This window comes from Xylophilus sp. Leaf220 (genome assembly GCF_001421705.1).
Classification (GTDB): Bacteria; Pseudomonadota; Gammaproteobacteria; order Burkholderiales; family Burkholderiaceae_C; genus Xylophilus.
In genome coordinates, this window is sequence record NZ_LMKO01000001.1 from 835779 (window position 1) to 862732 (window position 26954).

Sequence of the window (26954 nt, forward strand, 5' to 3'; positions counted from 1 at the left end):
GTGCGAGAGAAGCTGCTGCGACCCACCCTTTCCCACCCACCCCGGAGACCTGCATGCCCCACCTGACCCTCGAATACACCCGCAACCTCGACGGCTTCCCGGTCGGCGACACGCTGCTGGCGATCAACCAGACCCTGTTCGAGAGCGGCGAAGTCCAGGCCGAGTCGGACCTGAAATCCCGTGCCATCGCCCTCGACGCGGTCCAGATCGGCACCGCCGGCGGGGTGCGCGGGTTCGTGCATGTCCAGCTGCGCCTGCTGGCCGGCCGCACCCCCGAGGCCAAGAAGTCCCTCACCGAGCGCGTCGCCGTCGTCCTGCGCGCCCGCACCCCGCGCCCGGCCGGCATGCTGGTGCAGCTGAGCGTCGAGGTCGTCGACATGGACCGCGATTCCTACGTCAAGGAAAAACTGCCGCAGGCCTGAGGATGCCGCCCGGGTCGCCCAGGCCGCCCAGGACACTGGCTCCGGCGGGCTACCAGCCGCCGCTGCCCGGCGCGCCCTTGAAAGGTCCGGCCAAGTCGGGGGTGATCCAGCCGCCGTAGAAGCCGCCCGCCTGGGGACGGGCCCTCGATCCGCCCACGCGACAGTCGAGGTCGTGGGCATAGAAGGCCACACAGCCGGCGAGCGGTTCGGCACCCGCCAGGGGATGCGGATAGCTCCAGGCGACCCGGTCCAACCGGCGTGCGCCCTCCACCATGTTCCAGTAGTGCGCGGGCCCTTTCCATTCGCAGAACGATCCGTCGCCGGCCGGTTCCAACAGCCCGGGCCGGACGTCGGCCATCGGCAGGTAGAAGGTGGGCGGGTGGCTCGTTTCGCGCACCGCCCAGGCAGCGCGGGTGCGCGCCACCTCGGTGCCACCCCAGCGCACGACGATCTCCCGCTCTTCGCGCACCAGCTCCGGCGGCCGGGGAAAATCCCACACCGAGACCTGACCCGGGGCAGGCACGTCGGCGAACGGGGGCCGCTCCCTGCCCCGCCAAAGCCACTGCGCGCGGGCGCTCTCGAGCCCATCGGAATCGTCGTTCATGGTGCCGGGAGCATACCTACCGGGCCGATGTCACCGACCTGCCGGGACTTGCGACGGCCCGTGCACTGCACCTGTCCGCCGCAACCGCGACCCCTTCACGCCGGCAGCGACGCCTCCACCCACCCCCGCAGGCTGTTGAGAAAAGCCCAGGCCCGCACCTGCGGCACCGCGTCGCGCCGCAGCACCGCCTCCTGGACCTGGCCGTCCCGCAGGGCGAGCGCACGCCCCACGCCCGGCAACAGCCCGCAACCCAGGGCCGGCGTGACCCAGCGGCCGTCCGGCAGCAGCGCGGCGATGTTGCCGCGGGTGCATTCGGTGATCTCGCCCTCGGCGTTCCACAGCAGCGTGTCGAACACGCCCGCCTCCGTCGGTGCGAAGGCGTCGTAGTGCGCGCGCCGGGTCGTCTTGTGGCGCACGAACTCGCCGTGCGCCTCTTCCAGCGGCCGGTCGGCCAGCCGCAGCTGCACCGGCCCGGCGGTGGGCTCCATCGCCCAGGCCTCGGCGCGCGGGGTGCCGGCGCTGTCGAGCAGCAGCCGCGCCCGCCACAGGCCTTGCGGATGCGCCGCGGCCAGCGCGTCCAGGCAGGCGCCGATGCGGCCGGCATCCCATGCGTGCCCGAAATGCGCGGCGCTACTTTCCAGCCGCGCCAGGTGCTCGTCCCGGTGCCGCAGCAGGCCGCCGTCGAGCGCCAGCGTCTCGAGCAGATCGAACGGTGCGCTGGCCCGGACCAGGAAGGCGCCCTTGTGGCGCCACTCGTCCCACTCGGCCTGCGCCTGCGAGCCGAAGGTGATGCCGCTGCCCACGCCGCTGGCTGCCGAGCGCCCGCGCAGCGTGACCGTGCGGATCGGCACGTTGAAGGTGGCCGCGATGCCGCCGCCGTCGGCATCGGGCCGCACCACGCCCACCGCGCCGCAGTACACGCCGCGCGGTGCCGGCTCCAGCGCGCGGATCGCCCGCATCGCCCGCACCTTGGGCGCCCCGGTGATCGATCCGCAGGGGAACAGCGCGCCGAAGACCTCGGCCAGCGTGGTGCCGGCGCGGGTGCGGGCCTCGACGTCGGAGGTCATCTGCCAGACCGCCGGCAGCGGTTCGGTGTGGAACAGCGACGGCACCCGCACGCTGTGCGGCTCGGCGATGCGGGACATGTCGTTGCGCAGCAGGTCCACCACCATCACGTTCTCGGCCCGCTCCTTCGGCGAGGCCCGCAGCGCGGCGGCCCGGGCCGCGTCCGCTTCCGGCGTGGCGCCGCGCGGCGCGGTGCCCTTCATCGGCCGCGCCAGCAGGCGGTCACCGCGCCAGTCGAAGAACAGCTCCGGAGAGACCGACAGGATCTGCTCCTCGCCGGAGTCGATGCAGGCGGCATAGCCGCCCGGCTGGGCCCGCTGCAGCGCGGCGAAGAGCGCATGCGCCGCGGCCGGGCCGCCCTCCCCGGCCAGCCGGCCGGCCCGCTGCGCGGTGTAGTTGACCTGGTAGAACTCGCCAGCGGCGATGGACGCGTGGAGCTGCGCCAGTGCGGTGTCGAAGACCCGGCGGTCGGGCGGGGCGTGCCAGTCGACCGTGGGCGCGCCGGCGGCGAGGGTGGCCGCATCGTCCGGCCACGGCAGCGGGCCGTCGAACACGCCGAACCAGGCCAGCGGCCCGTCGGCCGGGTGGGTGACGAGGGCGGCGTCGAACGCGCCCGCAGCCTCGTAGCGCACGGCGCCCAGGCACCAGGCGCCCGCACGGGCCGCGGCCTCCGCCGCGTCGAGCACGGCGCGCACTTCGTCGAACGAGCGGGCCACCAGCGTCCGGCGGGGCGGGCCGAAGGCGTGGCGCAGCCGCGGCGCGGTGCGGCTGCGAGGGTCGGAGAAGTCGATCCGGGAATTGAGCATCGAATAGTGCCGCAGCCGGCATGCAGCGCCGACCACCAGCTATGAATAATGTAGCAAACGCATGCAGCGCGTCGAGGCGGCGGAGGATAGCGCCATCCGGCCGGCCCGCGGCGGTGGCGTGCTACATTGCGCGCCGTTTCGGGTGCCGGCGCTCGCCGCGGGGCCCGGTGCGCCCATCGCCCGCGGCGCCGCACGCCCCGTCCGCCCTTCCGACGAAAGACCGACCCGATGCACATCGCCCGCACCCTCGACGACCTGCGCGCCCACCTGGCCCCGCTCGGCGGCGTCGCCTTCGTACCCACCATGGGCAACCTGCACGAGGGCCACATCGCCCTGGTGCGCCAGGCGCGCCGCCACGGCCAAACGGTGGTCGCCAGCATCTTCGTCAACCGGCTGCAGTTCCTGCCGCACGAGGATTTCGACACCTATCCCCGCACCTGGGAGTCCGATTGCGCCCAGCTGCGGGCGGCCGGCTGCGACGTGCTGTTCGCCCCGGACGAACGGGCGCTCTACCCCGAGCCGCAGACCTGCAAGGTGCATCCCGACCCGGCGGTGGCCGACATCCTGGAAGGGCATTTTCGGCCCGGATTCTTCACCGGCGTCTGCACCGTGGTCGCCAAGCTTTTCAATTGCGTGCAGCCACGTGCCGCGCTGTTCGGCCAGAAGGACTACCAGCAGGTGATGGTGGTGCGGCACATGGTGCGGCAGCTGGCCATGCCGGTGGAGATCGTGGCGTGCGACACGCTGCGGGCCGCCGACGGGCTGGCGCTGTCCTCGCGCAACGGCTACCTGTCGGCCGCCGAGCGGGCCGAGGCGGTGCAGCTCTCGGCGGTGCTGCGCGGCATGGCCGACGCGGTGCGGGCCGGCGACCGGGATTTCGACGCGATCGAACAGCGCGCCACCACGGCATTGGCCGCGCGCGGCTGGCAGCCCGACTACCTGGCGCTGCGCCGCCGCAGCGACCTGCTTGCGCCCGTGCCGGGCGACGCACTGGTGGCCCTGGGCGCGGCCCGGCTGGGCAGCACGCGGCTGATCGACAACCTCGAGATAGACGCCTGAACCGAAGGCGCAGCGCGACCGCATCGGGCCGCGGGACAACAGGCAGCGGCACACGATGCGCTTGCTACGTTTTTGATAGCTAGTGGCCGGCATCTGATGCCGGCTGCAGGCCTGTTCGTACTTGACCGGGGTATCGGCGGCACTTCAGCCGCCCGCCTCGGCCGCCAGCCTCAGCCGCCCACCTCGACCGCCGGACCCCGCCCCATCAGCGCGGCCACGACCGCGTCGGCCTGCGCCTGTCCGTCGAGCAGGGCCACTACGCCCTCGGCGATCGGCATCTCCACCCCCACCACACGGGCCCGCTGCACCACGGTGCGGGCACAGTAGACACCCTCGGCCACATGGCCCAGCGAATCGACCGCCTGCTGCAGGGTGCGGCCTTCGGCCAGCAGCAGGCCGACGCGGCGGTTGCGGCTCAGGTTGCCGGTGGCCGTCAGCACCAGGTCGCCCATGCCCGACAGGCCCATGAAGGTGTCGGCCCGCGCGCCCAGCGCCAGGCCCAGGCGGGTCATCTCGGCCAGGCCGCGGGTGACCAGGGCGGCGCGGGCATTCAGGCCCAGCTGCAGGCCGTCGCACAGGCCGGTGGCGATCGCCAGCACGTTCTTCACCGCGCCGCCGACCTCCACGCCCAGCACGTCGTCGTTGGCGTAGATGCGCAGCGCCGGGCCGTGGAAGGCCTCGACCAGCGCGGCGCGCACGCCGGCATCGGCACTGGCCGCGACCAGGGCGGTCGGCTGGCCCCGGGCCACCTCCAGCGCGAAGCTGGGCCCGCTGAGGGCGCCGGCGCGCAGGCGTGGCGCCACCTGGGCGCAGATTTCGTGGGGGAGCAGTCCGGGGGCGCCGCCACGGCCGGGCTCGAAGCCCTTGCAGAGCCAAGCCACCGGGCCTGGGTGGTCGGCCAGCGTTTCGAGCATGCCGCGCAGCGCGGCGATGGGGGTGGCGAGCACGACCAGGTCGGCCTGCGCGACGAGCGGAGCGGCAGGGCCCGCGCACACGGCCAGCGCCGCCGGCAGGGCCACGTCGGGCAGGTAGCGGCGGTTCTGGCCGTCGGCGACCAGGGCCGCGGCGGCAGCCGGATCGCGCGCCCACAAGGTCACCGCATTCCCGGCGGAGCCGGCCGCAGCAGAGGCGACCGCCGTGCCCCAGGCGCCTGCGCCCAACACTACGATTTTCATAGCATGGAGTCCGCGCCGGATGCCGGCCCGCGGCCGATCCGGTGCCGAAACCTCGGGCCTACTGCGGCAGGCCGCCCTGTTCGCCGGCGGTGGCGGCGAGTTGCTGCTGCTCGTACATCGACTGGAAGTTGATCTCGGCCAGGTGCACCGGCGGGAAGCCGCCGCGCTGGATGATGTCGGCCACGTTGCCGCGCAGGTACGGGTAGACGATCTGCGGGCAGGCGATGCCCAGGATCTGGCCGACCTGGTCGTCGGGCAGGTTGCGGATCTCGAAGATACCGGCCTGCTTGGCTTCGACCAGGAACACGGTCTTGTCCTTGATCTTGGTCTGCACGGTGGCGGTGACGCTCACCTCGAAGATGCCTTCGGCCACCGGCTGCGCGTCCACGCCCAGCTGGATGTCCACGCTGGGCTGCTCCTGCTCCAGCAGGATCGCGGGCGAATTGGGCTGCTCGAGCGACACGTCCTTGAGGTAGATGCGCTGGATCTGGAACACGGGGTCTTGCTGCTGGACGGTTTCTGGGGCTTCGGCCATGGTGGTCAGTCTGTGCGAAAGGTCAAAACAAAGCCTGCCGGGGAAGGTCCCGCAGCAGGCGCTGGGCGGTGATTATCGCTGGCGGCCGGGGTGCGCCCGTTCGGGCGCCCGGCGCGGCCGGTGCGTCAGGCGGGGGTGCCGGCCAGCAACGGCGCCAGGGCGCCGCGGCCGTCGAGGCTGATCAGGTCGTCGCAGCCGCCCACGTGGGTGTCGCCCACGTAGATCTGCGGCACGGTGCGGCGGCCGGTGCGCTCCATCATGGCGCTGCGGGCGGCGGGGTCGGCGTCGATGCGGATCTCGGTGATCGCTTCGACGCCCTTGGACTTCAGGATCTGCTTGGCGCGGATGCAGTAGGGGCAGACGGCCGTGGTGTACATCGTGACAGGTTGCATGGGGCTCGCGAAAAGGTTGGAGAAGCAGCCTGGCGCCGGGGCGCGGATCAGGCCTTGTCGACCGGCAGGTTAGCTTCTTTCCACGCCTTGAGCCCGCCCGCCATCACTTGGGCCTGCTCGTAGCCGAGTTTTTTGGCGGTGGCCAGCGCCCGGTTGGCGCGGCCGCCGGTGGGGCATACCAGGATCACCGGCACCGCCTTGTTCTTGACGACGGCCGGCAGGCGCGTCTCCAGGTCGGCCAGCGGGATGTTCCTGGCGCCGCCCGCGTGCTGCAGGGCGAACTCTTCGGTCTCGCTCACGTCGATCAGCACCGCCTTCTCGCGGTTGATCAGCTGCACCGCACGGGCGGGCGTCAGGTTGCCGGCACCGGCGCCCTTGACCAGCGGCCACAGCAGCAGGCCGCCCGAGGCGATGGCGATGAGAAAGAGCGACCAGTTGTCGATGATGAATTTCACAGGGTTCCTTGGGATGCCGGAAGGTCGGCGAGGCACAGCCCGCGATTTTAGAATGGCGGGCTGCATGCGCATCGCCAATCCCCTGCCGGCGCTTCCCACCCCACCGAAAGGCACCCCTTGTACAAGCTCGTCCTGATCCGCCACGGCGAATCCACCTGGAACCTCGAGAACCGCTTCACCGGCTGGACCGACGTCGACCTGACGCCCACCGGCGTCGAGCAGGCCAAGCAGGCCGGCCGCCTGCTGAAGGCCGAGGGCTACGACTTCGACGTGGCCTACACCAGCGTGCTCAAGCGCGCCACCCGCACCCTGTGGCACACCCTCGACGAGATGGACCGCACCTGGCTGCCGGTGGTGCACAGTTGGCGCTTGAACGAGCGCCACTACGGCGACCTGCAGGGCCTGAACAAGGCCGACATGGCCAAGCAGTACGGCGACGCCCAGGTGCTGGTGTGGCGCCGCAGCTACGACACCCCGCCGCCGCCGCTCGCCCCCAACGACCCCCGCGGCGAGAGCGGCGACCGCCGCTACGACAAGCTCCAGCCCGGCCAGCTGCCCCTGACCGAATGCCTGAAGGACACGGTCGAGCGGGTCCTGCCCTTCTGGAACGAGGCGATGGCCCCGGCGATCCGCGCCGGCAAGCGGATCGTGGTGGCGGCGCACGGCAATTCGATCCGCGCGCTGGTCAAGTACCTCGACGACGTGTCCGAGAGCGACATCGTCGGGCTCAACATTCCCAATGGCATTCCGCTGGTGTACGAACTGGATGCAGGCTTGAAGCCACTGCGCCATTACTATCTGGGCGATGCGGAAGCGGCCGCCCGCGCAGCCGCCGCGGTGGCCGCCCAGGGCAAGGGCTGACCGGGGACGGCCGCGGCGCGCCCGCCTTGTCCCCGCGGCGTCCTCTGGCAAGCACGGAACCCTTTCGGCCCAAGTGCTTCCAACGTGTATATTGATTCGGCTTACTAAAGGTTGTATGGGCCAAAAACTGAGAATCGCTGGCTGGATTTCCGTGGGTGTGTTCGCCGGTGCGCTGACCACGGTGTCCCTGCAGACCGTGGCGCGCAGTGCCATGAGCCCCCTGCCGCTCGAGGAACTGCAGCAGCTGGCTGCGGTTTTCGGCATGGTCAAGACCGACTACGTCGAGCCGGTCGACGACAAGAAGCTGATCACCGACGCCATCTCCGGCATGGTGGCCAGCCTCGACCCGCACTCGCAGTACTTCGACAAGAAGACCTTCAAGGAATTCCGCGAAGGCACGTCGGGCCGCTTCGTCGGCGTCGGCATCGAGATCACCCAGGAAGACGGCCTGATCAAGGTCGTTTCGCCGATCGAAGGCTCTCCTGCCTTCCGTGCCGGCATCAAGACCAACGACCTGATCACCAAGATCGACGAGACCGCCGTCAAGGGCCTGGCCCTCAACGACGCGGTCAAGCGCATGCGCGGCGAGCCCGGCACCAAGGTCACCCTGACGATGTTCCGCAAGGACGAGTCGCGCACCTTCCCGGTCACCATCACCCGCGAAGAGATCCGCACCCAGTCGGTCCGCGGCAAGGTGGTGGAGCCGGGCTACGCCTGGCTGCGCCTCTCCCAGTTCCAGGACCGCACGGTCGACGACTTCGTCGCCAAGATCGACGAGATCTACAAGCAGGAGCCCAACCTGAAGGGCCTGGTGCTGGACCTGCGCAACGACCCGGGCGGCCTGCTCGACTCGGCCGTGGCCGTATCCGCCGCCTTCCTGCCGGCCGACGTGACGGTGGTCACCACCAACGGCCAGCTGGCCGAAAGCAAGTCGACGTACAAGGCGTCGCCCGAGTTCTACGTGCGCCGCTCCGGCCCCGACCCGCTGCGCAGCCTGCCGGCCGCGATCAAGACGGTGCCGATCGTGGTGCTGGTCAACGAAGGCTCGGCCTCGGCCAGCGAGATCGTCGCCGGCGCGCTGCAGGACCACAAGCGCGCCACCATCATGGGCAGCCAGACCTTCGGCAAGGGCTCGGTGCAGACGGTGCGCCCGCTCGGCCCCGACACCGGCCTGAAGATCACCACCGCCCGCTACTACACCCCGAGCGGCAAGTCGATCCAGGCGACCGGCATCGTGCCCGACGTCATGGTCGACGAGACGCTGGAAGGCAACCTGTTCGCCGCCCTGCGCACCCGCGAGGCCGACCTGGAGAAGCACCTCAACAGCGGCCAGGGCGAAGAGAAGAAGGACGAAGCCCGCGAGAAGGCCCGCGAGGAAGCCCGCAAGCGCCTCGAAGCCGAGACCGAGGCCCGAAAGACCCCGCCGCGGCCGCCGGAGTTCGGTACCGACAAGGACTTCCAGCTCGCACAGGCGCTCAACCGCCTCAAGGGCCAGCCGGTCGTCGCCAGCAAGACCCTGACGGTCGAGCGCAAGGACGAGAAGAAAGAGAACTGATCCCCGGCGCCGCACGCGCGGCGCCACGCCCCGCCGGCGCTTCGTGCCGGGCGGGGCTTTTTTCGCATGGACGACAGCACCCTCCTCCGCTATTCCCGCCACATCCTGCTCGACGAGATCGGCATCGAGGGCCAGCAGGCGATCGGCCGGGCCCGCGTGCTGGTCGTCGGTGCCGGCGGGCTCGGCTGCGCGGCGGTGCTCTACCTGGCGGCCGCGGGCGTCGGAGCGCTGGCGGTGGTGGACGACGACGTGGTCGACCTCACCAACCTACAGCGGCAGATCGGCCATACGACGGACCGGATCGGCCAGCGCAAGGTCGATTCGCTCCGCCAGGCGGCGGCAGGCGTGAACCCGCTGGTCGCGTTCCGTGCCATCGATGCACGGGCCGACGCGGCGCTGCTCGATGCGGAAGTCGGCCAGGCCGACGTGGTGCTCGACTGCACCGACAACTTCTCGACCCGCCATGCGGTCAATGCGGCCTGTGTCGCGCACCGCAAGCCGCTGGTGTCGGGCTCCGCGTTGCGCTTCGACGGCCAGCTGGCCACCTACCACCCGGGCGCAGCCGACGGCGCGCCCTGCTACGCCTGCCTGTTTCCACCCGATTCCCGGGTCGGCGAGACGGATTGCGCCACGATGGGCGTCTTCGCGCCGCTGGTGGGCATGGTCGGCACCGCCCAGGCGGCCGATGCGCTGTTGGTCCTGCTGGGCCGCGGCCGGCCGCTGCTGAAGCGCCTGCGCATGCTGGACGGGCTGCACATGGAATGGACGGACATCCGAACCGCGTGCGATCCGCAATGCCCGGTGTGCGGGCCCCTGCGGCACGAAGCCGGCTGAACCCGCCGGCTTCGGTCTTCGCAGTGCTCTTTGGGCCTACTGAGGCTTGGGCGCGGGCGCCGGCGTCTGGGCCAGCACCTGCTTGCAATCCGCATCTTCGCCAGGACCCGTCTCGATCGTGGCGGCCAGGGCCAGGAACGGGTTGATCGCGCCCAGCACCACCGCCAGCGCCGCACGGCCCGCCAGCGCACCCTTGTCGGGAAAGGCAGACGGATCGCCCAGCGTGCCCTGGATGATCAGCGGCGAGCGCAGGCTGAGGATGCTCTTGTCCTTGGGCTGCGGCTTCAGGACGATGTGGAGCGCCTCGGTGCCGAGGTTGATCGTGCCCTCGCCGTCGACCACCGTGTCGGTGGTGTCCACCACGATCGCCTTGCTGGTCATCAGGCCGTCTTTCACGTCGAAGGCGGCGGCTCCGCAGCGCAGGCGCACGTTGCGATCGCCGCCCAGGAAGAACTTCAGCACCTCGCCGCCGTCGAGGCCGATGAATTCGAGCAGGATGTTGCTGAATTCCCCGCGGCCCAGCAGAACCCCGACGTCGCCCGATGCGTGGCCCAGCATCGCGGCGACGGTGTTGCCCTGCATCGCCAGATCGACCCGCGCGGTGACGTTCCCGAAGCTTCCCTTGGTTTTCTCGATGGCCGGGAACAGGCGCTGCAGCTTCATCGCCCGCGCCTCCAGCTTGGCCGTCACCGCCGCTGGCGACTTGCCCGAATCGACACGCACCGCGCCCGCCAGCGTGCCGCCGGCCACGCCGAGCCGCAACGGATCGAGCGCCAGCGCGCCGTCCTTCAGCACCACATGGGCCTGGGCGCTGTCGAGCGGCAGTTCCTTGATATGCTGGATCCGCTTGGCCTCGTATCGCACGTCGGCATTCATCGCCTTCAACCGGCTGAAATCCAGCGGCGTCGCGGGCAGGACCTTGCCGCCCTTGGGCACCGGCTTGCGGGCGCGTGTCTTGGTGACGGCCGGGGTGTCGCCCGCCGCCGACGTGTTGCCGCCGTCAGCCGAAGACGGCGCCATGCCGATCAGCGGGCCCAGGTCGTCGAAATCCAGGGTCTGCGAACGCACGTCGCCGGTCAGCGACGGTACGGCCGCGGTCTTGTCAAACTTCAGGTCGCCGGCCAGGTCGGAGTTGCCGATCTTGCCCTGCAGCTGCTCGACCGCCCAGACGTCGTGCTGCGTCTTCACCCGCGCCTTCAAGGCGTAGGGCGGCGTGGACGGCAGCACCACGCCGATGTACTCGTAGAGGTCCGACAGGTTCTGTCCCTGCATGCGGGCTTCGGCGTCGATGCCCTCCAGCTTCTCGAGGTTGCCGATGCTGCCCTTGACCACCAAGCGCGTCGCGCCGGCCCTGGCGTCGATCTCGACCGGGAACGGCGCGATTTGTTCGGCCGAGAGCTGCAGCACGTTGCCGGTGCGGCCCTTCGCCGAGAACGGCTGCTTGCGCCACTGCCCGGTGGCGTCGTAGCGCAGCGGCAGCACATCCGCACCGGTGGTCCTGGTATCGCCGTCGTACTGGAAGCGCACCGCAATGTCGGCGCCCTTGTCGGCCGCCAGATACGTCAGCGTGCCGTTGTCGAGCTCGAGATGCCCCACGTTCGGCGCGGTCCCGGACGATCCGGTGTCGTCGCCGAAAGCCCACGAGCGCTGGCCGTCGGGCTGCACCTGCAGGTTCACCGCGGGCTGCTTCAGCACCACGAAGGGCAGCACCACCTGCTTCTTCAGCAGCGGCCAGAGGCGGATGCCGACCTCGGCCCGCTCCGCCTTGACCAGGTAGGGTTCCCGCGCCCAGGCCGGGTTGGCGAACTCGATGCCGTCCATGACGATCCGCGTCGTGCGGCCCAGCTTCACGTCGAGGTGGCGGGTGATCTCGAACTTGCGGCCCGTCTTCTCGCTGACATAGCGGTTCACCGGGCCGCGCAGCCAGTCCCACGGGAAGAGGACGACCAGCAGCACCAGGGCGACGACGATGGCTAGCAGGATAAACAGCACCCGCTGCAAGCGGCTTCTACGCGGTGGTCGGATGGGCGGAGCGGACGGTGTTGGAGCGGTTGTCGTGGTATTCATGGGGATCTCGGGCCGGCAGGTCGCGCGTCAATCGGAAGCATCGGTCGGGCTGGCGGCCCGTACCACGTGGGCGGTGTCGAAACCCAAGGCCTGGGCCTTGGCCAGCCACTCGTCCACCACGTCGGCTCCTACCGTGGGGTAGCGGGACAAGAGCCAGAGATACTGGCGGTCGGGCGTTCCGACCAGGGACATCGTGTACTGCGGATCGAGCGAGATGATCCAGTAGTCGCCCCACACCGCCGGAATGAAGGCCAGCCAGCGGGGCGCGAAGCGAACCTCCAGCCTCCCCTCGTCCGCGACAGGCTCGCCGCGTACGGTCGGCCGCCTTGCCTGGCCCACGACCGTATCGACCTCGCCATCCGCACGACGACAGCGGTTGGTGACCGTGATCGTTCCGTCGGGCTGGGGCGCGTAGTTGGCACTCACGTCGGATGTGCACTTGCGCTGGAAAAAATTGGGAATGCGCGCTACTTCGTACCAAGTGCCGGCGTAGCGCAGCAGATCGACCGATGCCACCGTGGGCAGGTTTGCTTGGCTGTCCGCCGCATTCGCCAACCCTGCGAACGCAGCGAAGAAAATCGAAGCCGCCACCGCTTGACGACACCGCACAGCGAGGGATCGGGAAAGCAAATCTCCGGCACGCTCGGCAGGAAGACTGAAAGATTGGAGCATTCGGAACTGTGTGCAATTCCGGCCTGCGCCACCGTCAGCCCTGTCCGCCAGCATGGGTCAGCCCGTGCCTACAGTTGCTGTGCCCAGCATCCACTCAGGCTGATGGAGGTACCCACGTAGGACACGCCCGACACGACGCCTGTGGGATGGCTGGCACCCTTGTTGCGTGCGAATGGGTACAGTTCAGTCAGATTGCCAAGCGTCCACGAGACGCGTTGGTTCTTCAGCACCAACGCCACACGGCCGCATCTTGGGACTCAAGACATTCATCGTCGAAGACAACGCCACCATCCGCGAAAACCTGATCGGAACGCTCGAGGAGCTCGCCGGCATCCAGGTGGTGGGGATGGCCGAGTCAGAATCCGATGGCACGCGCTGGCTCCGCGCCTGCGCCGACCAGTGGTCTATGGTGATCGTGGACTTATTTCTGAAGCAAGGAAGCGGACTGGGCGTATTGTCCGCCTGTCGCGAAAGGGCACCCCATCAGCGGGTGGTAGTGCTCAGCAACTACGCGACCAGCGACATCCGGGCACGGTGCATGCAACTGGGCGCAGACGCCGTGTTCGACAAGTCAAATGAAATCGATTTGCTGGTCGACTACTGCCTGCAACAGGGCAAGGCGCAGGCCAGCACCGATTTCACTCCAGCGACCGGCATCACGCGCAGTCGCTAGTGTGGCGAGCGGGGCGCCGCCCGCTATCGACTGACCCGGCCCACTGTCCGATGCGAGCGGGCCAGCAGCCGATCAATCGATCAGCTTGTTCTTGAGTGCGTAGTACGTCAGGTCGCTGTTGGAGGCCAAATTCATCTTCTCCATCAACCGGGTGCGGTAGGTGCTGACCGTCTTCACGCTCAGCGACAACGACTTGGCGATGTCGCCCGCCGTTTCGCCCTTGGCGAGCTTCAGGAACACCTGGAATTCGCGCTCCGACAGCGACTCGTGCACCGGCGCGTCGTCCTTGCGGTTGAGTTGCTGGGCCAGCAGGTCGGCCACGGCCGGCGTGATGTAGCGGCGGCCGAGCGAGATGGTGCGGATCGCGTTGACGATCTCGATCGGCTCGCACTCCTTGTTCAGGTAGCCGCTCGCGCCCTGGCGAATCAGGTTCATCGCATAGTGCTCCTCGGGGTAGCCGCTGAGGATCAGAATGCCGACGTCGGGTGCCTTGGCGCGGATCATGCCGAGCGCATCGAGACCGGTCTGGCCGGGCATCGACAGGTCCATCACCAGCACGTCGATCTCGGTGTTGCGGATCAGGTCGATGGCCTCGCGACCGTTGCCGGCCTCGCCCACGACGCGCAGGTCTACATGGTCGGAGAAGAACTGCTTGAGTCCGGATCGCACGATGGCATGGTCGTCCACAATTCCAATTTTGATCATTTCCGTGTCTTTCTGCGTCGGGCTGCCGGGCGGGGGCACAATGCCCCACGCAAAGCTATCGGCGGCCGGCTGCGGGGTCTCGATTTGCGTCTTGGATTATTGACGAATTATTCTGCCCACCGGAGTTTGCATGGGAAGGTTTTCGATACCCGGTGTGGTGCTCAGCTTGCCGGCGGCCGGTTTGGCGGCCGCTTTGTTGATCGGCATCAACGAAACCGGCTATCGCCGCTCCCACGAAGCCCTGCAGGAAATCGCCCATGCGCAGAGTATCCGGGCCACGCTCGGCAGGCTGATGACGCAGGTGCTGGACGCCGAAACCGGGCAGCGCGGCTACCTTCTCACCGGAGAGGCCCGCTATCTCGAGCCGTACGACAAGGCCGTCGCGGGCATCGGCCAGACGATGGACGAGCTGGAAAAGCTCTACGGCACCACCCCGGCGCGCAGCGCGGACCTGCAGGACCTCAACCGCGAACTCTCCCAGAAACTCGCCGAGATCGACTTCAGCGTGACCCTGCGCAAGCAGGGCAACGAAGACGCGTGGCGTTTCGTGTTGCTCACCGACATCGGGCGGGAGCACATGGAGGCGATCCGCCTCCAGACCGGCAAGCTGATGGCCGAAACGCACAGCGCGGTCGAATCGGGCCAGCAGCAGGTGGTGCGCGCGCTGCAGTTGTCGCGGCTGGGCATCGCCAGCGTCGCGCTGGCCGGTCTGCTCGCCTTCTCCATGTACCTGCGGCAGACCAATGCCCTCAAGAGCGCCGATCGCCGCCAGAAGGACATCCTGGAGCAGGAGCGCAACAACCTGGAGCTGCAGGTTCGCGAGCGTACCGCCCGCCTGACCGAACTGGCCACCCACCTCCAGCAGGTGCGGGAGGAAGAGCGCGCCCATCTGGCGCGAGAGCTGCACGACGAACTGGGATCCCTGCTGACCGCCGCGAAGCTGGACGTGGCCCGGATCAAGTCCCGGGTCGGCACCGAGTCGCCGGAACTCATCGAGCGCATGCTCCACCTGACGGAAACGCTCAACAGCGGAATCGCGCTGAAGCGACGCATCATCGAAAACCTGCGCCCGTCCTCGCTCTCCAACCTGGGCTTGGTGGCGGCGCTGGAAATCCTGACGCGCGAATCGGGCGACCAGCTGGGGTTCGCGATCTCGGCCGACCTCGAGGAAGTGAGGCTAGACGACACGGCGCAGTTGACCGCCTACCGGCTGGTGCAGGAGTCGTTCACCAACATCGGCAAACATGCGGAAGCCCGCAATGTCACGCTGCTGCTGCGCGCGATCCCCGGCTTCGCACGGGTCGAAGTCCGCGACGACGGCCGTGGCTTCGCGGTCGATGCCGTCGCTCCGGCCACGCACGGTCTTGCCGGGATGCGGCACCGTGTCGAGGCTGCCGGAGGGCAGCTGACCATCGTCTCGGAACCGGGGAAAGGCACGGTCGTCTCGGCCGTGCTACCCACCTCGGCATAGCGCACTCCATCCGCCTCCCCGCTGCGCCGACCGTCTAGCCACGGCTGTCGGTAGCGATTGCGCCGCCTTGTCAGCCGATTCCTACAGGCGTGGCCCTCAGGTACTGACACCGCCTCGGGCCGGCTGCTGATCGGTCTTCGCCAGGTGTCTGCGTACGCTTGGCACAAGCTTTTCAGCGGGTGTTCTGACTGTCAGGCACCCTCTGTCACACTGACGAAAGGACTGGTCATGCTGCATTACACGGTGGTTTTCCTGGTGATTGCCCTGATCGCGGCGGTCTTCGGTTTTGGCGGGGTTGCTGCGAGTGCAGTGGGCATCGCCAAGATCCTGTTCTTCATCTTCGCCGTGATGGCGATCGTGAGCTTCTTCGTCGGCCGCGGCCGCAAGGGTTGAAGTCTCGGCCATCGCCGGTCGGGCTTCAACCATCAGTTTTCAACCACCCAAAGGAGTAACACCATGACGATCAATACCAACAAGGCTGCAAGCTCCGCTCGCAACATCTCGGACGACGTCCTGCAGAGCGCCGACAAGGCCCTCGAGTCGACCCGCAACTTCGCGAACGATTCCATCGACAAGGCCGGCAACAAGGTTCGCGAACTGCGCCAGGACGTCGATCCGCTGGTGGAGCAGATCACTGCCCGTGCACAAGAACTGGCAAACCGCGGCATCGAATACGCGTCTGATGCCAAGTACAAGGCCCAGCAACGCCTGTCGCAATACGCCGATGCCACTGGCCGTTACGTGGCCGACCAGCCCGTGCGTTCCGTGCTGATCGCGGCGGCTACCGGTGCCGCCATCGCGGCGCTGATCCTGATCGCCACGCGCAACGACGCACCGAAGCGCAACCGCTATTGATCTCTGGCCTGCTGTCCCCGCGCCGGGGCAGCCTCCACCCGATTCATCCGACTCTCGACCTGATTGCGCTCCATGCTCCATCCCCTGTTCACCGTGTTGATCCGCAAGCCCGAGCTGGTGGTGGAACACATCTCCGGTTATGTGGCGTTGCTGCAGGAAGAACTGACGAGCATGGGTACCGGCGTGGCGGTGAAGGCCGCCGCGTGGGGTGTGGTGTTGGTGATGGGTTGCGTGTTTCTCGTATTGGCCGGAATGGCGCTGATGCTCGGCGCTCTGCACGGTTTTCACTGGGCATTGCTGGCGGTGCCAGGTGCAGTGTTTCTGGTGATGCTGATCGCGCTGGTCTTCGCTCGTAAGCCGAGCACGGCCAAGCGCTTCGAGGACATCAAAGCACAGCTCGATGCGGATGTCATGGCATTGCGCATTGCCGGAGACCAAAAATGACCGGCCCCGAAAAAGACGAACGCAGCGCGAAGGAACGGCTGCAGGCTTCGCGCGAGGCGTTGGTAGCCCAGTTGACGAAGCCGAAGAAGCCGACGCGTTCGGCTACGGCACATCGGCAAGAGGTCGGTCCTGTTGCGCACGAATCTTTCGATGGATCGGGCTATGCGCCGGAGCAGGAACACACGGCATCGGTGCGCGAGCGGGCCCTGAATCTCTGGACTGCCGCCAAGTACGGCGTGCGGGCTTGGTGGGAATTCCACCCGGTACGCGCCGTCGGCGCCATAGCCGAGCCCCTGGTGGCCGACTTCGCGGAACGCAAGCCTTTCCGGCTGCTCGGCATTGCGGCGGGCGTCGGCGCTGCAGTCGTAGTGGTGAAGCCTTGGCGGCTGGTCTCGGTGGGGGGTCTTGCGGTGGCAGCACTCAAATCCTCGCAGGCATCCAGCTTCGTCCTGTCATTGATCACGCAATCCAAAAAACAGCCTTAAGAGGACTCCCGATGAACGATCTCTCCCAACCCACGCACACTTCTGTCGACCCTGAAAGCATGACGCTCGACGAGTCCGCACTGAACGCTGCGGCGACTCGCGACCTGGATGAAGGCGCCGTGACGCCCAGCTACGGCCCCCATCGCGACGCCATCGTCAAATTGCTGAACGATGCACTGGCGACCGAACTCGTTTGCGTACTGCGCTACAAGCGCCATTACTTCACCGCCGATGGCGTCCAGTCGCCGGCCATTGCGGACGAGTTCCTGGTGCACGCCAACGAAGAAGCGGCGCATGCCGATCTGATCGCAGAACGCATCGTCCAGCTCGGCGGCAGCCCCGACTTCTCTCCCTCGACCCTGCTGGCACGCAGCCATGCCGAGTACGATGAGTCATCCGATCTGAAATCGATGGTCCGCGCCAATTTGGTGGCCGAGCGCATCGCCGTCGAAGCTTACCGCCAGATGATCCATCTGGTGGGCGACAAGGACCCGACGACCCGCCGCATGCTCGAAGGCATCCTGGCGCAGGAAGAAGAACATGCAGACGAGTTGAAAGACTGGCTGCACCGCTGATCCCCCGCCGCCGACCGGACTCGTGCACCGTCGGCGGAGTTTTCGCTCCCGCACCGTGTCAACCAATCCAATTACATCCGAGGAATCATCATGAAATACGCTCGCGCCCTGGCTTTCGCTGCTCTCGCAGGTATCACCATCGTCACGGCCGGTTGCTCGGTTGCACGTAACCAGCAAACCGTCGGTTCCTACGTGGACGACGCCGGCATCACCACCGCGGTGAAGGCCAAGATGGCTGAAGACAAGTCGGTCGCCGCCACCGCGATCAGCGTGGAAACCCTCAACGGCACGGTTCAGCTGTCGGGCTTCGCGAAGTCGCAGACCGAAAAGAACACCGCCGAAACCATCGCCCGCAACACGAAGAACGTGCGCGACGTGCGCAACAACATCGTCGTTCGTCCGTAAGAACGTACGTTACATGCCTGCCGCGCCGGTCGCGGCGGGCATGTTTGAAAGGCAGGGCTTCGGGTGCGCAACCCGGACCCTGCCTTTGCCTATGGTGCAGAGACAACCCGGCCGATCGGTTCCATGAAGATATTCAACTGCGACAACTGCGGGCATCCGGTCTTCTTCGAGAACGTCACTTGCCTCAACTGCGGCAGCGGCCTGGCGTTTCTGCCGGACCAGCTGACGATGGCGGCATTGCGCCGGTCGCCGCTGGTCGACGGCAGCGGGGAGGTGTTGCTGGAGCGGCTGCCGTACACACGGTCCACCCAGACGTACCGCATGTGCATCAACAATCGGCTGCACCACGCCTGCAATTTCGCGGTGCCTTCGCACGATCCGCATCTGCTGTGCGTCTCGTGCCGCCAGACCAAACTGCTGCCCGACCTCTCCATCACCGCCAACCAGCACCGCTGGTACCTGATCGAGGTGGCCAAGAAGCGCCTGTTCTATACCCTGGCGCGCCTGGGCCTGGCATCGACCGAGCCCGGCCCCAACGAAGTGCCGGGCCCGGTGTACCAGTTCCTGGCCGACCTGCCCGGCAAGCCGCGCGTCATGACCGGCCACAATCAGGGCCTGATCACCCTCAACATCGCCGAGGCCGACGACGACGAGCGCGCCCGCCGGAGGCTGCAGTTGCACGAACCCTATCGCACGCTGCTGGGCCACCTGCGGCACGAATCGGGCCACTACTACTGGGACCGGCTGATCCTGGCGCAGAACGGGCTGCAGGCCTTCCGCGCGGTGTTCGGCAACGACTCGCAGGACTACGGGGCCGCGCTGAAGCGCCACTACGCGACCGACCACACCGGCAACGACTGGCAGAACGATTTCGTGAGTGCCTATGCCACCGCCCACCCGTGGGAAGACTGGGCCGAGACCTGGGCGCACTACCTGCACATGGTCGACCTGCTGGAAACGGCGGCCGCATACCACACCAACGTGGTGGTGCCCGGCGGCGCCGCGTTGCCGCCCGACGGCGTGTCGAACCCCTTCGAATCGCGCGAGACGGATTTCGACCAGCTGGTGCGCCAGTGGGTGCCGGTGACCCTGATGCTCAACAGCCTCAACCGCAGCCTGGGACAGAACGACGCCTATCCGTTCGCTCTGTCGAACGGCGCCCTGCGCAAGCTGCGCTTCGTGCACGACGTGATCCACCAGTGCGTCAACAAACCGCTGGTGGACGACCACGACGACATGCGCCAGCCGGCCGATCCGCAGCCCCCTGCGCTCAACGCCGACCGCAACATCGGCCCTTTCGAGCCGCAGCCCCTGTCGCTGTAGCCCGACCAGGCTGCTGCCGCGACGCCCTCAGGCAGCGGGCGGCTGCAGGCTGCGTACCTTGCACTGCAGGCAGGCGTGCACTTCCTCCGACACGAACTTGTCGGTCTCGCCACCCAGCATCGCGATCTCGCGCACGAAGGTGCTGGAGATGAACTGGTAGCGGTCGCTCGGCGTGAGGAACACGGTTTCCACTTCCGGCATCAGGCTGCGGTTCATGCCGGCCAACTGGAACTCGTAGTCGAAATCGGTGACGGCCCGCAGGCCGCGCACCATCGCCTTGGCACCGCGCGACACGACGAAGTCGCGCAGCAGGCCCGAAAAGCTCTCCACCTCGACCTGCGGATAGGCCCGTACCGCCTCGCGCACCATGTCGATCCGCTCCTGCAGGTCGAACAACGTCTTCTTGTGGTGGCCCGCCGCCACCGCCACGATCACCCGGTCGAACAACTGGGTCGCGCGGCGGACCACGTCTTCATGGCCGAGGGTGATCGGATCGAAAGTACCGGGGTAGACGGCGACAACGTTGCGGGCCATGCGAGCGAACTCCTCGAAGCGGGTCGGCCGGTGCGCCAGTGCGGGTCCTGCGCTGCCCGGCGGAGGCCGGGCCCGGCGGGCCCGGCGATGCGGATGCGCCGGATTATGCGGCGGCCGGCTGCGCGGCCGCGACCACCAGCAGATGCGCATGGACAGCGCCGGCCCGCAGATGGCGCGACACCGCCAGGCCCAGCGCTTGCAGGTCGGCCTCGGTGCAGGCACGGGGCGCCTCCAGGTAGATCCTGCCCGTGGGCGCCACGGCCCGCGCCGCTGCGGCCAGGGCCGCGTCGAACAAACCCGCATCGAAGGGCGGATCGAGCAGCACCAGGTCGAGGCTGCCCGGCGCGGCGTCGCGCAGCGCCGCGATGCCGTCGGCCCGCCGCACCTCGACGGCGGTGGCCTTGAGCTTGGTGCAGGCGGCCCGCAACGCATCGACCAGCGCCGGCTGGCGCTCGCACAGCATCACGTGCTTCGCGCCGCGCGACGCGGCCTCCAGCCCCAGCGCGCCGGTGCCGGCGAAGGCGTCCAGACAGCGCCACCCGGTCAGGTCCTGGCCGAGCCAGTTGAAGAGGGTCTCGCGCACCCGGTCGGGCGTCGGCCGCAGGCCCGGCAGGTCGGGCACCTGCAGGCGGGTGCGCTTCCAGAGCCCGCCGATGATCCGCACCTCGCCCTTGCCGCGGTGCTTGGGTACGGCCGGCGCGGTCGGTGCTTCTGCCGGCGTTTCGCCGCGAGAGCGGCTGCGGCTGCGTGAATCGACCGGCTTCACGGCGTGCCTCCGACGACCACGGTCACCATCCGGTCGGGCTGCAGCTTGCGGCCGAACGCGGCGCGGATGTCGTCGGCGGTCACCTTCTGCGCCTGGGCGGTCCAGGTGTCGAGGTAGTCCAGCGGCAGGCCGTTCCAGGCGATGTTGGCCACGTTCGACAGCAGCTTGGCGTTGCTGTCGATCCGCAGCGGGAAGCCGCCGACCAGGTTGTCCTTGGCAGCCTGCAGTTCCTGCGGCGTCGGGCCGTCGGCCACGAAGCGGTCGAGCACCGCGCGGGCCACGTCCACCGCCTGCGCGGCCTGGTCGGGCCGGGTCTGCAGGTTGATGGTGAAGGCGCCGGCATGCAGGGCCGGCTCGAACCAGCTCTGCACGCTGTAGCTCAGGCCGCGCTGTTCGCGCACCTGCTCGGTCAGCCGCGAAACGAAGCCGCCGCCGCCCAGGATGTAGTTGCCGACCGTCAGTGCGAAGTAGTCGGGATCCGCCCGCCGGAAGCCCGGCTGGCCGATGTAGACATGCGCCTGCGCCGAGTCGAACGGGATGCGGATGTCCTGCGGCGCGGCCAGCGGCTGCACCTCGGCCACCGCCGGCAGCGGCGTGCACGGACCCGCCGGCAGCCGACCGAGCAGCTTGGTGGCCAGCCGGTCGGCCTGCACGCGGTCGAGCGCGCCGACGATGCTGACCTTGGCGCCGCACGACCGCAGCGCACGGGCCTGCAGCGCCCGCATGTCGGCCACGCCGATCGCCGTCAGCGTCTGCGGCGTGGTGCGCTGGCCGTACGGGTGGCTGCCGTACACCGCGCGCTGGAACGCGCGGCCGGCCTGGGTGGCGGGCCGGGTGTCGGCCTCCTTCAACGCTGCGGTGATCCGCTGGCGCTCGCGCTGCCAGATGGCGTCGGGAAACGACGGCTCGCCGATCTGGCGGGCGGCCAGCTGGGCGGCACGGTCGAGCAGCGCGGCGTCGGTCAGCGAGCGCAGGGTGAAGCTCATCCGGTCGCTGGTGGCGCCGGCGCCGAAGTTGGCGCCCAGGTCGGCCCAGGCGTCGTCGATCGCGTTCTCGTCGAGCGCCGGCTCGCGGCCGTGGGCGCGCACGCCCTTCTCGCTCATGCTGGCGGTGACGGCGGCCAGCCCGGCCTGGGCCGCGGGGTCGCGCCGGGCGCCGGCGTCGAAGTCGATCTGCACGTCGACCATCGGCACCGCCTTGCTCTGCACCAGGTAGACCTGGGCACCGGCGGGTTGGGTCCAATGCTCGATCGGCAGCGCCGCGAAGGCCGGATTCAGGCAAAAAAGAGCCACGGCCGGCGCGATATGCCGACCTATAGCTATGGTTTTAATAGCAAACATCGAATTCCTGTCGGGTGTCAGTGCAGATCGCCACCGGCGGCCTGGGCGGCGGCGGCACGGCGGGCGCGGGCGGGGTCGATCGGCTGCGGCACCAGCGTGCCGACGGTGAGCTGGTCGTCGCCGAAGTAGCGGCGGGCCACGTCCTGCACCTGCTGCGGCGTGATCTTCTCCAGGCGCGCCAGCACGCGCTCGTCGGCGTCCAGCGGCATGCCCTGGATCCAGTTGTTGCCCAGTTCGTTGGCCTGCTCGAAGACCGAATCGCGCTTGAAGACCTCGCCGGCCATCCATTGGGTGCGGGCGCGGCGCAGCTCGGCCTCGGTCACGCCGCTGGCGGCCACCTTGGCCACTTCGGCCCGCAGACCGGCCTCGACCTGCGCCGCGGTGCGGCCCTGGGCCGGCACGCCGTAGAGCATGAAGGTCTTGGGGCCGCGGGCCACCAGCGCGTGGTAGGCGCCGACACTGTCGGCCACCCGGTTCGGGCCCTGCGTCAACGACCGGCCCAGCCGGGCACCGGAGTATCCGTCGAGCACCGCAGACAGCATGGTCAGGGCCAGCGCGTCGTCGGCCGGCGGCGCATCGGCGGCCAGCGACTCCAGCCCGGGCACCTTGAAGGCCATCGCCACATAGGCCTGCTCGGCCGGCGCCTTGAATTCGAAGCGGCGCAGTCCGGTCTGCTCCGGCTCGGCCTGCGGCTTGCGCGCGGGCACCGGGCGGGCGGCGATCTGGCCGTAGGTGGCTTCGGCCAGGCGCCGCACCTCGGCCGGATCGACGTCGCCGGCCACCACCAGCACCGCGTTGGCCGGCACGTACCACTTCTGGTGGAACGCGCGGACGTCGTCGGCGGTGTAGGCCGCGATGTCGCTCATCCAGCCGATCACCGGCCGGCGATAGGGCGAGGCCAGGTAGATCTGCGCGTTGAGCGCCTCGCCCATCCGGGCGCGGGGGTTGTCATCGGTGCGCATCCGGCGCTCCTCGGTGACGACCTGGCGCTCCTTGAGGAATTCGCCGTCGGCCCACTGGTTGTTCGCGAAGCGGTCGGATTCGAGCTTCATGACGTCGGCCAGGCGGCCGGCGGGGATCTGCTGGTAGTAGCCTGTGTAGTCCCGGTTGGTGAACGCGTTCTCGCGCCCGCCCAGGGCCGCCACCCGGCGCGAGAACTCGCCGGCGGGCACGGTGGCCGTGCCCTTGAACATCATGTGCTCCAGCATGTGGGCCACGCCCGAGGTGCCGTCGACCTCGTCCATCGAGCCGACGCGCACCCAGACCATCTGCACCGCGGTGGGCGCGCGCCGGTCGGGCTTGACGATGACCGACATGCCGTTGGACAGGGTGAACTGCTGCACCGTCTCGGCCCCCGCCGGCGCCGCGCCGCCCGGGGTGCCGGCCGCGGGGCCGGTGGGAGAGGTAGGGCCCGGAGTGGGAGTGGGATCGCCGGTCGGGGGTACCTGGGCACCCGCGCCGAACGCGGCCAGCAGGCCGAGAAGGGAAATAGCGCGTTTCATAGAATGGTGCGATTCTAAGAACGGCCCCAATGTTCAGTTTCTTCAAGAAAAAAGCACCGACCTCCGCCGACCCAGCGACGCCCGCTCCGCAGGAAGCCGCCCCACCGCCCCCACCCGCCGCCGTGCAGCCGCCGGCACCGGCGCCCGCACCGGCCGGTGTCACCGGGTCGGCCATGGCCTGGCTCAAGACCCAGTTCGGCGTGGCGCCACCGGTGGAACCCGGAGATGCGGCTCCCGCACCGGCGCCGTCGACCGACCAGACCCCACCGATTGGGTCGCCTGTTCCGCGCCCTGTTCTGCCCGGCGTTGCCGCGCCAGGCGCACCCTCGGCCCCCGCGTCCCCGCCGGCGCCTGCGGCAGTCGCATCGGCACCCGCCGCGTTCGCTCCGGCCGCCTCGCCTTCTACGGCCCGGCCGCAGCCGCCCTCGCCGGCCATCGCGCCGCTACCGCCTGCGTCGGCGTCTTCCAGCCTGCCCGTAGCGGCCCCGGGTGCGACCCCGGAAGCTACCCGTGCCGGCTGGCTGGACCGACTGAAGACCGGCCTGCGCAAGACCGGCGGCAGCATCACCACCGTCTTCACAGGCACCAGGATCGACGACGCGCTCTACGAGGAGCTGGAAGACGCCCTGCTGATGGCCGACACCGGCGTCAAGGCCACCCAGTTCCTGCTGGCCGACCTGAAGCGCCGGGTGAAGGACGCACGCGCCACCGAGCCCACGGCGGTGAAGGCGCTGCTGGCCGACGCCATCGCGGCGCTGCTCAAGCCGCTGGAGAAACCGCTGGTGATCGGCGAGCACACGCCCACGGTGATCATGGTGGCCGGCGTCAACGGTGCGGGCAAGACCACTTCCATCGGCAAGCTGACCAAGCACCTGGCGCACGGGGGCGCCAGCGTGCTGCTGGCCGCCGCCGACACCTTCCGGGCCGCGGCCCGCGAGCAGCTCGGCGTGTGGGCCGACCGCAACCTGGTCGAGATCGTCGGCCAGCAGGGCGGCGACCCGTCGGCGGTGAGTTTCGATGCGGTCACCGCCGGCAAGGCCCGCGGCAAGGACGTGGTGCTGGTCGACACCGCCGGCCGGCTGCCGACGCAGCTGCACCTGATGGAAGAGCTGCGCAAGATCAAGCGGGTGGTGCAGAAGGCCGACGGCACCGCGCCGCACGAGGTGCTGCTGGTGATCGACGGCAACACCGGCCAGAACGCGCTGGCCCAGGTCCGCGCGTTCGACGACGTGCTGGGCCTCACCGGCCTGATCGTCACCAAGCTCGACGGCACCGCCAAGGGCGGCGTGCTGGCCGCGATCGCGCAGGAGCGGCCGATCCCGGTGTACTTCATCGGCGTGGGCGAGAAGCTGGAAGACCTGGAAACCTTCGACGCGCGGGAGTTCGCGCAGGCCTTGCTGGGCTGAGCGCCTGCGTGTCGCGCCCTCCGACAGCGGCAGCCTGAGGCTGTCCGACACGGGGTGCGCGGCACGGGTTCTAAGCTGTGTATCAGGTGTTGGCACTAGATTGACCGGCGATGGCGCCCGATCACCCGGCAGAACGCCGCCGCTATCGACGCGATAGCGGGAATTACGGCTGATGCGGAACTTGTGCTTTAGCACTCTCTCCAACCGAGTGCTAATATGAAAGTCAAGAGGAAAGGACTTCTGGTATGAATCTTCAAACTGGAAACGCCACGGCGGTCGCGGCTGCGAACCCCTGGTCCCTGGTGCCCCCGCTGGGCAACCTGGATGCCTATATTTCGGCGATCAACCGCCTGCCCTTGCTCACGCCCGAGGAAGAGCAAACCTACGCCCGCAAGCTGCGCAACGACAACGATCTGGATTCGGCCGGCCGGATGGTGCTGTCGCACCTGCGCCTGGTGGTGTCGATCTCGCGCCAGTACATCGGATACGGCTTGCCCCAGGGCGACCTGATCCAGGAAGGCAACATCGGTCTGATGAAGGCGGTCAAGCGTTTCGACCCTGACCAGGGCGTGCGCCTGGTCAGCTACGCCATGCACTGGATCAAGGCCGAGATCCACGAGTACATCCTGAAGAACTGGCGCATGGTGAAGGTGGCGACCACCAAGTCGCAGCGCAAGCTGTTCTTCAACCTGCGGTCGATGAAACAGTCCTTCAAGGCCAACGCCGGCCTGGAAGCCGACGTGGTCCCGCGCGACACGCTGAGCCCCGAGCAGGTGGACCAGGTCGCGGAGCGGCTGAACGTCAAGCGCGAAGACGTGATGGAGATGGAGACCCGCATGTCGGGCGGCGACGTGCTGCTCGACCCGTCTCCTTCGGACGACGGCGAGCAGGCTTTCGGCCCCATCGCCTACCTGGCCGACGGTGCCCACGAGCCGACCGCGATGCTGGAATCGCGCGACCGCGACGTGATGGCCACCGACGGCATCGCGACGGCGCTGGAGGCGCTGGACGACCGCAGCCGCCGCATCGTCGAGCAGCGCTGGCTGAACGTGAACGACGACGGATCGGGCGGCATGACACTGCACGAGCTGGCCGCCGAATACCATGTCAGCGCCGAGCGGATCCGCCAGATCGAAACGGCCGCGATGAAGAAGATGCGCAAGACGCTGGCGGAATACGCCTGACGTTACCGGCGCCGGCAACGGCGCCGGGCTCCGTGCGAAAGGGCTGTCCTGTGGACAGCCCTTTTGTCATCCAGGGTCCGTATGCGTGGCTGGCGGAATCCTGAATTTCCAAGCGTTTCGTAGCCGTGGCCGACGCAGGGCGCCGGCCTCCAGCTATCGAATTCATAGCAAACCGGCTAGGCGCCCGAGAGCAGGAGTTTGATATCCGCCAGCAGGGCCGCATTGCCCGCGCCGTAGCGGCTGTAGAGCCGCAGCCGGCCCTGCGGATCGAACAGGTAGGTGCCGGCGGAATGGTCCATCGAGTAGCTGCCGGGCGTCTTGCCTTCGACCTTCTTGTAGTAGACCTTGAAGTCCTTGGCGACCACCGGAAGCTGCTCCGGCGTGGGCCGCAGGCCGACGAAACTCGGGTCGAAGTTCTCCATGTAGGCCGAGAGCAGTTCGGGCGTGTCGCGCTCCGGGTCGACCGAGATCAAGACCGCCTGCAGCATGTCGCCGTCGGCGCCCAGCTGGCGCTTCACCTCGGCCAGCTCGGCCAGGGTGGTCGGGCAGACGTCGGGGCACTGGGTGAAGCCGAAGAACACGGCGACGACCTTGCCCTTGAAGTCGGCCAGGGTGCGGGCCTTGCCGTGCTGGTCGGTCAGCGCGAAGTCGCGGGCGTAGTCGGCGCCGGTCACGTCCACTGCGTTGAAGGCGGCCTTCGGGGCAGGCTTCGAGCAGGCGGACAGCCCGGCGACGAGGGTCGCGAGGACGGCGGCGTTCAGGGTGCGGCGGTCGAGAGGCACGG

Annotated in this window: 30 protein-coding genes; 16 read left to right on the plus strand and 14 right to left on the minus strand. The window is 68.7% G+C overall.

The genetic code is table 11. The annotated features are described in order from the left end of the window. Positions 1 to 53 precede the first annotated feature (53 nt). Positions 54 to 422, plus strand: a complete 369-nt coding sequence (locus tag ASE76_RS03785; protein WP_055834821.1) for a 5-carboxymethyl-2-hydroxymuconate Delta-isomerase — start codon at positions 54 to 56, stop codon at positions 420 to 422. Positions 423 to 471: 49 nt separating this feature from the next. On the opposite strand, the gene ASE76_RS03790 is transcribed toward ASE76_RS03785, so the two are convergent. Both ASE76_RS03790 and ASE76_RS03795 read right to left on the minus strand, forming a co-directional pair. Further along, positions 472 to 1026 (minus strand): DUF427 domain-containing protein, encoded by a 555-nt coding sequence (locus tag ASE76_RS03790; protein ID WP_082447881.1) that lies wholly within the window; start codon positions 1024 to 1026, stop codon positions 472 to 474. Between the two features lie 95 nt (positions 1027 to 1121). Further along, positions 1122 to 2897, minus strand: a complete 1776-nt coding sequence (locus ASE76_RS03795) for a chorismate-binding protein (protein ID WP_055834825.1) — start codon at positions 2895 to 2897, stop codon at positions 1122 to 1124. 228 nt (positions 2898 to 3125) lie between these two features. On the opposite strand from ASE76_RS03795, the gene panC reads away from it, so the two are divergent. After that, on the plus strand, positions 3126 to 3956 hold the full coding sequence (gene panC, locus ASE76_RS03800) for a pantoate--beta-alanine ligase (protein WP_055834829.1): 831 nt from the start codon (positions 3126 to 3128) through the stop codon (positions 3954 to 3956). A 170-nt stretch (positions 3957 to 4126) separates the two neighbouring features. Here panC and ASE76_RS03805 read toward each other — a convergent pair whose 3' ends face one another. From ASE76_RS03805 to ASE76_RS03820, 4 genes are all read right to left on the minus strand, one after another. Beyond that, the gene (locus ASE76_RS03805) at positions 4127 to 5131 is read right to left on the minus strand and encodes an NAD(P)H-dependent glycerol-3-phosphate dehydrogenase (protein WP_055834833.1); all 1005 of its coding nucleotides are present in this window, start codon (positions 5129 to 5131) and stop codon (positions 4127 to 4129) included. Positions 5132 to 5189: 58 nt separating this feature from the next. Continuing rightward, positions 5190 to 5666, minus strand: coding sequence for a protein-export chaperone SecB (gene secB, locus ASE76_RS03810; RefSeq protein WP_055834835.1), 477 nt, complete (start codon positions 5664 to 5666; stop codon positions 5190 to 5192). 125 nt (positions 5667 to 5791) lie between these two features. Beyond that, positions 5792 to 6058 (minus strand): glutaredoxin 3, encoded by a 267-nt coding sequence (gene grxC, locus ASE76_RS03815; protein ID WP_055834837.1) that lies wholly within the window; start codon positions 6056 to 6058, stop codon positions 5792 to 5794. 47 nt (positions 6059 to 6105) lie between these two features. Beyond that, positions 6106 to 6513: a rhodanese-like domain-containing protein gene (locus ASE76_RS03820; RefSeq protein ID WP_055834840.1), complete on the minus strand. Its 408-nt coding sequence runs from the start codon at positions 6511 to 6513 to the stop codon at positions 6106 to 6108. Between the two features lie 117 nt (positions 6514 to 6630). Here ASE76_RS03820 and gpmA point away from each other — a divergent pair, with 117 nt between their 5' ends. From gpmA to ASE76_RS03835, 3 genes are all read left to right on the plus strand, one after another. Continuing rightward, positions 6631 to 7374 (plus strand): 2,3-diphosphoglycerate-dependent phosphoglycerate mutase, encoded by a 744-nt coding sequence (gene gpmA, locus ASE76_RS03825; RefSeq protein WP_055834843.1) that lies wholly within the window; start codon positions 6631 to 6633, stop codon positions 7372 to 7374. Between the two features lie 115 nt (positions 7375 to 7489). Next, complete coding sequence (locus ASE76_RS03830) at positions 7490 to 8929, plus strand: S41 family peptidase (protein ID WP_055834845.1); 1440 nt, start codon at positions 7490 to 7492, stop codon at positions 8927 to 8929. Between the two features lie 66 nt (positions 8930 to 8995). Then, entirely contained in the window at positions 8996 to 9763 is a 768-nt protein-coding gene (locus tag ASE76_RS03835; protein ID WP_055834847.1) for a molybdopterin-synthase adenylyltransferase MoeB, read from the plus strand. A 36-nt stretch (positions 9764 to 9799) separates the two neighbouring features. On the opposite strand, the gene ASE76_RS03840 is transcribed toward ASE76_RS03835, so the two are convergent. Together ASE76_RS03840 and ASE76_RS03845 are read right to left on the minus strand one after the other, a co-directional pair. Then, positions 9800 to 11755: an AsmA family protein gene (locus tag ASE76_RS03840; protein ID WP_236698339.1), complete on the minus strand. Its 1956-nt coding sequence runs from the start codon at positions 11753 to 11755 to the stop codon at positions 9800 to 9802. 102 nt (positions 11756 to 11857) lie between these two features. Next, complete coding sequence (locus ASE76_RS03845) at positions 11858 to 12346, minus strand: lipocalin family protein (protein WP_236698318.1); 489 nt, start codon at positions 12344 to 12346, stop codon at positions 11858 to 11860. A 406-nt stretch (positions 12347 to 12752) separates the two neighbouring features. On the opposite strand from ASE76_RS03845, the gene ASE76_RS03850 reads away from it, so the two are divergent. Beyond that, a complete protein-coding gene (locus tag ASE76_RS03850; protein WP_055834852.1) occupies positions 12753 to 13175 on the plus strand; it encodes a response regulator in 423 nt (140 codons plus the stop codon). A gap of 72 nt (positions 13176 to 13247) precedes the next feature. On the opposite strand, the gene ASE76_RS03855 is transcribed toward ASE76_RS03850, so the two are convergent. After that, positions 13248 to 13880: a response regulator transcription factor gene (locus ASE76_RS03855; protein WP_055834854.1), complete on the minus strand. Its 633-nt coding sequence runs from the start codon at positions 13878 to 13880 to the stop codon at positions 13248 to 13250. A 130-nt stretch (positions 13881 to 14010) separates the two neighbouring features. Between ASE76_RS03855 and ASE76_RS03860 the strand changes: the two genes are divergently transcribed. The 8 genes from ASE76_RS03860 to ASE76_RS03890 all read left to right on the plus strand — a co-directional run bounded on the left by ASE76_RS03860 (position 14011) and on the right by ASE76_RS03890 (position 19438). Continuing rightward, positions 14011 to 15351, plus strand: a complete 1341-nt coding sequence (locus ASE76_RS03860) for a CHASE3 domain-containing protein (protein ID WP_055834858.1) — start codon at positions 14011 to 14013, stop codon at positions 15349 to 15351. Between the two features lie 228 nt (positions 15352 to 15579). Beyond that, positions 15580 to 15744 carry a DUF1328 domain-containing protein gene (locus ASE76_RS19865; RefSeq protein WP_082447885.1) on the plus strand — a complete coding sequence of 55 codons (165 nt, stop codon included), beginning with the start codon at positions 15580 to 15582 and terminating at the stop codon, positions 15742 to 15744. 63 nt (positions 15745 to 15807) lie between these two features. Further along, positions 15808 to 16206, plus strand: a complete 399-nt coding sequence (locus ASE76_RS03865; RefSeq protein WP_055834861.1) for a hypothetical protein — start codon at positions 15808 to 15810, stop codon at positions 16204 to 16206. Between the two features lie 72 nt (positions 16207 to 16278). Beyond that, the gene (locus ASE76_RS03870; protein WP_055834864.1) at positions 16279 to 16650 is read left to right on the plus strand and encodes a hypothetical protein; all 372 of its coding nucleotides are present in this window, start codon (positions 16279 to 16281) and stop codon (positions 16648 to 16650) included. Beyond that, positions 16647 to 17135 (plus strand): hypothetical protein, encoded by a 489-nt coding sequence (locus tag ASE76_RS03875; RefSeq protein ID WP_055834868.1) that lies wholly within the window; start codon positions 16647 to 16649, stop codon positions 17133 to 17135. Before ASE76_RS03870 ends, ASE76_RS03875 begins: the two co-directional genes overlap by 4 nt. 11 nt (positions 17136 to 17146) lie before the next feature. Beyond that, a complete protein-coding gene (locus ASE76_RS03880) occupies positions 17147 to 17710 on the plus strand; it encodes a bacterioferritin (RefSeq protein ID WP_055834871.1) in 564 nt (187 codons plus the stop codon). A gap of 90 nt (positions 17711 to 17800) precedes the next feature. Continuing rightward, complete coding sequence (locus tag ASE76_RS03885) at positions 17801 to 18115, plus strand: BON domain-containing protein (protein ID WP_055834874.1); 315 nt, start codon at positions 17801 to 17803, stop codon at positions 18113 to 18115. A 123-nt stretch (positions 18116 to 18238) separates the two neighbouring features. Further along, positions 18239 to 19438: a putative zinc-binding metallopeptidase gene (locus ASE76_RS03890; protein WP_082447887.1), complete on the plus strand. Its 1200-nt coding sequence runs from the start codon at positions 18239 to 18241 to the stop codon at positions 19436 to 19438. Between the two features lie 27 nt (positions 19439 to 19465). Here ASE76_RS03890 and coaD read toward each other — a convergent pair whose 3' ends face one another. The 4 genes from coaD to ASE76_RS03910 form a co-directional block, all read right to left on the minus strand. Beyond that, positions 19466 to 19972, minus strand: a complete 507-nt coding sequence (gene coaD / locus ASE76_RS03895; RefSeq protein ID WP_055834878.1) for a pantetheine-phosphate adenylyltransferase — start codon at positions 19970 to 19972, stop codon at positions 19466 to 19468. Positions 19973 to 20075: 103 nt separating this feature from the next. Then, entirely contained in the window at positions 20076 to 20738 is a 663-nt protein-coding gene (rsmD, locus tag ASE76_RS03900) for a 16S rRNA (guanine(966)-N(2))-methyltransferase RsmD (protein WP_082447888.1), read from the minus strand. Further along, complete coding sequence (locus tag ASE76_RS03905) at positions 20735 to 22078, minus strand: pitrilysin family protein (RefSeq protein ID WP_055834881.1); 1344 nt, start codon at positions 22076 to 22078, stop codon at positions 20735 to 20737. Before ASE76_RS03905 ends, rsmD begins: the two co-directional genes overlap by 4 nt. Positions 22079 to 22095: 17 nt before the next feature. Next, positions 22096 to 23580, minus strand: a complete 1485-nt coding sequence (locus ASE76_RS03910; RefSeq protein ID WP_055834884.1) for a pitrilysin family protein — start codon at positions 23578 to 23580, stop codon at positions 22096 to 22098. 29 nt (positions 23581 to 23609) lie between these two features. On the opposite strand from ASE76_RS03910, the gene ftsY reads away from it, so the two are divergent. Continuing rightward, positions 23610 to 24986: a signal recognition particle-docking protein FtsY gene (gene ftsY, locus ASE76_RS03915; protein WP_055834886.1), complete on the plus strand. Its 1377-nt coding sequence runs from the start codon at positions 23610 to 23612 to the stop codon at positions 24984 to 24986. 245 nt (positions 24987 to 25231) lie between these two features. After that, complete coding sequence (rpoH, locus tag ASE76_RS03920) at positions 25232 to 26170, plus strand: RNA polymerase sigma factor RpoH (RefSeq protein WP_055834889.1); 939 nt, start codon at positions 25232 to 25234, stop codon at positions 26168 to 26170. A gap of 176 nt (positions 26171 to 26346) precedes the next feature. On the opposite strand, the gene ASE76_RS03925 is transcribed toward rpoH, so the two are convergent. Then, complete coding sequence (locus ASE76_RS03925) at positions 26347 to 26952, minus strand: SCO family protein (protein WP_055834892.1); 606 nt, start codon at positions 26950 to 26952, stop codon at positions 26347 to 26349. Between the last annotated feature and the right edge of the window lie 2 nt (positions 26953 to 26954).

Bases quoted from the DNA above. Each gene is read 5' to 3' on its own strand.
- ASE76_RS03855 (WP_055834854.1), bottom strand. From the start codon at position 13,880: ATGATCAAAATTGGAATTGTGGACGACCATGCCATCGTGCGATCCGGA.
- secB (WP_055834835.1), bottom strand. From the start codon at position 5,666: ATGGCCGAAGCCCCAGAAACCGTCCAGCAGCAAGACCCCGTGTTCCAG.
- ftsY (WP_055834886.1), top strand. From the start codon at position 23,610: ATGTTCAGTTTCTTCAAGAAAAAAGCACCGACCTCCGCCGACCCAGCG.
- ASE76_RS03860 (WP_055834858.1), top strand. From the start codon at position 14,011: ATGGGAAGGTTTTCGATACCCGGTGTGGTGCTCAGCTTGCCGGCGGCC.
- ASE76_RS19865 (WP_082447885.1), top strand. From the start codon at position 15,580: ATGCTGCATTACACGGTGGTTTTCCTGGTGATTGCCCTGATCGCGGCG.
- panC (WP_055834829.1), top strand. From the start codon at position 3,126: ATGCACATCGCCCGCACCCTCGACGACCTGCGCGCCCACCTGGCCCCG.
- rpoH (WP_055834889.1), top strand. From the start codon at position 25,232: ATGAATCTTCAAACTGGAAACGCCACGGCGGTCGCGGCTGCGAACCCC.
- ASE76_RS03905 (WP_055834881.1), bottom strand. From the start codon at position 22,078: ATGTTTGCTATTAAAACCATAGCTATAGGTCGGCATATCGCGCCGGCC.
- ASE76_RS03885 (WP_055834874.1), top strand. From the start codon at position 17,801: ATGAAATACGCTCGCGCCCTGGCTTTCGCTGCTCTCGCAGGTATCACC.
- ASE76_RS03790 (WP_082447881.1), bottom strand. From the start codon at position 1,026: ATGAACGACGATTCCGATGGGCTCGAGAGCGCCCGCGCGCAGTGGCTT.
- grxC (WP_055834837.1), bottom strand. From the start codon at position 6,058: ATGCAACCTGTCACGATGTACACCACGGCCGTCTGCCCCTACTGCATC.
- ASE76_RS03805 (WP_055834833.1), bottom strand. From the start codon at position 5,131: ATGAAAATCGTAGTGTTGGGCGCAGGCGCCTGGGGCACGGCGGTCGCC.
- ASE76_RS03830 (WP_055834845.1), top strand. From the start codon at position 7,490: ATGGGCCAAAAACTGAGAATCGCTGGCTGGATTTCCGTGGGTGTGTTC.
- ASE76_RS03880 (WP_055834871.1), top strand. From the start codon at position 17,147: ATGAACGATCTCTCCCAACCCACGCACACTTCTGTCGACCCTGAAAGC.
- ASE76_RS03785 (WP_055834821.1), top strand. From the start codon at position 54: ATGCCCCACCTGACCCTCGAATACACCCGCAACCTCGACGGCTTCCCG.
- ASE76_RS03910 (WP_055834884.1), bottom strand. From the start codon at position 23,580: ATGAAACGCGCTATTTCCCTTCTCGGCCTGCTGGCCGCGTTCGGCGCG.
- ASE76_RS03870 (WP_055834864.1), top strand. From the start codon at position 16,279: ATGCTCCATCCCCTGTTCACCGTGTTGATCCGCAAGCCCGAGCTGGTG.
- ASE76_RS03865 (WP_055834861.1), top strand. From the start codon at position 15,808: ATGACGATCAATACCAACAAGGCTGCAAGCTCCGCTCGCAACATCTCG.
- ASE76_RS03795 (WP_055834825.1), bottom strand. From the start codon at position 2,897: ATGCTCAATTCCCGGATCGACTTCTCCGACCCTCGCAGCCGCACCGCG.
- coaD (WP_055834878.1), bottom strand. From the start codon at position 19,972: ATGGCCCGCAACGTTGTCGCCGTCTACCCCGGTACTTTCGATCCGATC.
- ASE76_RS03835 (WP_055834847.1), top strand. From the start codon at position 8,996: ATGGACGACAGCACCCTCCTCCGCTATTCCCGCCACATCCTGCTCGAC.
- ASE76_RS03875 (WP_055834868.1), top strand. From the start codon at position 16,647: ATGACCGGCCCCGAAAAAGACGAACGCAGCGCGAAGGAACGGCTGCAG.
- ASE76_RS03890 (WP_082447887.1), top strand. From the start codon at position 18,239: ATGAAGATATTCAACTGCGACAACTGCGGGCATCCGGTCTTCTTCGAG.